Source organism: Corynebacterium lubricantis DSM 45231, from assembly GCF_000379425.1.
Lineage (GTDB): Bacteria > Actinomycetota > Actinomycetes > Mycobacteriales > Mycobacteriaceae > Corynebacterium > Corynebacterium lubricantis.
The window spans coordinates 1-2,990 of the sequence record NZ_KB902224.1; the positions used below are offsets into that span (position 1 = coordinate 1).

Consider the following 2,990-nt stretch of genomic DNA (forward strand, 5'->3'; position numbering starts at 1 on the left):
ATGATGTCACGGGGGAAATGACGACCCGAGAAGATACCCATGGCTGTGATTATTTCACGTCGCTCTTCCTACTGCCCCAACTTTGCAACAGCACCGTCCATGATCTCACCGCCCGCGAGGTGGGTCTGAAGGTGCTTACCGGTCAGGGTGCGGCGATCGATACGACCTCAGCCCAGGGCAAGCTGGTCTTCGGGATCTTCGCCGCACTGGCAGAGTTCGAGCGTGAGTTGATCTCTGAGCGGACGAAGGCCGGCCTGGAATCCGCCCGGGCCCGTGGACGCAAGGGGGGCCGGCCGTTCAAGATGACCCCGGCCAAGGTCCGCCTGGCCATGGCGTCGATGGGCCAACCCGAAACGAGTGTCGCGGCCTTGTGTCAGGAGTTGGGGGTCACCCGACAGACGCTTTACCGGCATGTCTCCCCGACGGGGGAGTTGCGGGAGGATGGGCGAAAATTGCTTGCTGGCAGCTGACTCTCGGGGCTGGACAGGTCGAGGTTTCGGGCGCGGTTTCGAAACGGCCCTATATATATGAGGTATAGGGAAGAAGATACTTCCTTCTTCGTGCCCTCAAGGCCGTTGGTTCAGCTAGAAGTTTTCATATGATCAGACGATGAACTCAGACCCACACACGAGGCAGTGAAGGGGGCCCTGATGGCGGTCGGGGACCTTAATGGGCTCAAATGCATGACAGGGCGATTGTACGATCATCATATCGCTGACCTCGACCATTTCTCCTGGCACATCAGTGGTGGATTCGACGTGTAGCCCGGTCTCGTTGGCCAGCTGGGCGAGGATCTCCGGCATCGCGCGGTCCCGAGCGTATTCCAGCTGCTCTTTGGTCCACCATTGGTCAGTACTTGCCGGTACCCCGCATAGCGGGCAGTAATAAGTCGTAGGGGTGGGTTGCGTAGCGGCGTCTTCATCGATGGGGCCGAGATGCCACTTGAACTGCTGCTCGCATGTGGGGCACTCACGCCGCAGAAAGTTGTGGTCGTCAGTTGGAATAGGGATGTTCATGACATGCTCACAAACTCTTCGATTTCCATCGCTTCGTTATCCGCCGTTCGGGCTTTCAGGAGCAAGTTGAAGTACCGCTTGTTGTCTCCCATCGCAATATTTCCCAGGTAGTCGAGTTGAAACGATTTTCCTGCTGGGAGTTTGGGGACCGGAAGCACTCCTTCATTCCTCACTAAACCGCGACCTGTGGGGTTGATCTCTTCGACAGTGAGGTCGAAGACATCGCCGGGACCGTGGTTCGTAATCTCGAGGTAATCGAGTTTATTTTGTCCCCGACGAAAATGGTTCGCTGTAAGCCTCGGCCGTGTCGGGTTATTCGGCTGAGGAAGTTTTTTTCCCAGAGGGGCACCTTCACCGGCTGCGGCTGGAGGAGTGAGATCTCCTGCAGTTAGCCAGTCAACGCCGACTTCGTCGATCTGACACCCAGCTGTTCTGAGCCTGTTCTTGAGAGTGGTCCTCTTCTGACTGGTGTTGTCGAGCCGCACGGTGTGGCGGCCATGGATGTCACTGAACTGCTTTATTTTTCCGAATTCAATGATGACCGTCCGATCGGGATGGCGGCCCATTGCCATGCCTGCTTCGAAGAGAACATTAGGCCGGGGCTGGCCCTGGGGAAGGGTTTCTGGATCTTGGGCGTCAGTGAGGTCGGCACGGAGGTAGGCAATATCGTCCGGGGTTTCTAGGACGATAATTGCCTGAGCTACCTTGAAGGCGGTATCGAGCACATCTCCGATATAGGGGGTTCCCTGTCCCGTTTCATGCACTGCCTGCTCCCATTCCATTGGGGCCAGCCCTAATGCTCGCAAGAAGGTAAAAATCTGGTCGCGGGCTACACCGTTGCGACCGTGAATGACGAAAACTTTGCGCGGGTCCGGAGATGGGAGGGACATAATATGATCATACAAGAAGAGAAAGACACTATATTCTTCTTCATTTAACGGGGAAAATAATCGGTAGCGTGACCATTACGCTCGACCCTGTTTGATCCACTCGCTGCCACTTCTCGGGGCAAGCTCCTGGCTCCATGTCCTGGCCTCGGCCTCAGTGTCGCGGTACCCCGATGCTTGAGAAGCTCCCTCCCGAGCTACCTTCCACTGCTGGCGTTGCTCATCCCACGACTGGTGGACATTCTTCCCCGGCATACCCGCTCCTCGTAGTCTCGCTTGCACGAAAACGAACTGGTCACCCTCACCATATCGACACGTGAACGGATGTTCTAGGCCATGCCCAAGATGTGGGCCCGTAGCCTTGTGTCTTTACTTGTAGACATCGCCGCGCGGGCCCACACGCACCACCTCCACCACCAGGTGGGATTCCACCACGGAGTAGAGAATCCGGTGATCACGCACCCTCACCCGGTACCCCTCACGACCTCCCAAGTCCACGCACCCGGCAGGGTACGGGTCAGTGCCCAAGGCCTGGATGGCGTCAATGATCTGGCGAAACAACTTCGGGTTGCCGCGCTGGATTTTCCCAAGATCACGAGCCGCCCGTCTGGTCAGTTTTACCTCGTATGCCGTGCCCATAATGCCCTAAACAGTACCATATGTACATTTGTTACAAATGTTGCATTTTGTTGTTGTGTCGGGCATTATGGGGGGCATGTCCGACACGATGAAGAAGCTGTCCGCCGTCTCCTTAGGAGAGCTACGTAAGGATTTGGGCGAGTTCGTCAACCGGGCGACGTTTGCCGGTGAGCGCACCGCCGTGACCCGACACGGCAAGACTGTGGCCGCCATTGTGTCCGTCGAAGACCTGGAACTGCTCGATGAGCTGGAGCGTCGTGCCGATCTGGAAGCACTGCGCCAGGCCCGACGGGACGACGATGGGACCCGCATGTCCCTGGATGATTTCCTCGACGGAAAAGCCTCTTAAGGTAAGCCTGGATCCACCGATGTGATTTTGGGGTAGCGGCGTGGGAAAAAGAGAAATACCCTTCTGAACTGGGATAATACGACTTGTCGAAGGTCTATA

6 protein-coding genes are annotated in these 2,990 nt (G+C 56.8%); 2 read left to right on the top strand and 4 right to left on the bottom strand.

Annotated features, from left to right (window positions below; translation table 11 throughout):
• The coding region (locus tag A37O_RS15350; protein WP_018297449.1) for a recombinase family protein at positions 1 to 470 on the top strand (470 nt) is incomplete at its 5' end.
• Positions 471 to 602: 132 nt separating this feature from the next.
• Here the strand turns inward: A37O_RS15350 and A37O_RS0110450 are convergent.
• From A37O_RS0110450 to A37O_RS0110465, 4 genes are all read right to left on the bottom strand, one after another.
• Positions 603 to 1,016: a hypothetical protein gene (locus A37O_RS0110450; RefSeq protein ID WP_018297450.1), complete on the bottom strand. Its 414-nt coding sequence runs from the start codon at positions 1,014 to 1,016 to the stop codon at positions 603 to 605.
• Positions 1,013 to 1,906 carry a TIR domain-containing protein gene (locus A37O_RS0110455; protein WP_018297451.1) on the bottom strand — a complete coding sequence of 298 codons (894 nt, stop codon included), beginning with the start codon at positions 1,904 to 1,906 and terminating at the stop codon, positions 1,013 to 1,015. Before A37O_RS0110455 ends, A37O_RS0110450 begins: the two co-directional genes overlap by 4 nt.
• 75 nt (positions 1,907 to 1,981) lie before the next feature.
• The gene (locus A37O_RS16275; protein ID WP_018297452.1) at positions 1,982 to 2,158 is read right to left on the bottom strand and encodes a DUF2188 domain-containing protein; all 177 of its coding nucleotides are present in this window, start codon (positions 2,156 to 2,158) and stop codon (positions 1,982 to 1,984) included.
• Between the two features lie 114 nt (positions 2,159 to 2,272).
• Positions 2,273 to 2,542 carry a type II toxin-antitoxin system RelE family toxin gene (locus A37O_RS0110465; RefSeq protein ID WP_018297453.1) on the bottom strand — a complete coding sequence of 90 codons (270 nt, stop codon included), beginning with the start codon at positions 2,540 to 2,542 and terminating at the stop codon, positions 2,273 to 2,275.
• 76 nt (positions 2,543 to 2,618) lie between these two features.
• Between A37O_RS0110465 and A37O_RS0110470 the strand changes: the two genes are divergently transcribed.
• Positions 2,619 to 2,891 carry a type II toxin-antitoxin system Phd/YefM family antitoxin gene (locus A37O_RS0110470; RefSeq protein ID WP_026196306.1) on the top strand — a complete coding sequence of 91 codons (273 nt, stop codon included), beginning with the start codon at positions 2,619 to 2,621 and terminating at the stop codon, positions 2,889 to 2,891.
• The last annotated feature ends 99 nt before the right edge of the window (positions 2,892 to 2,990 follow it).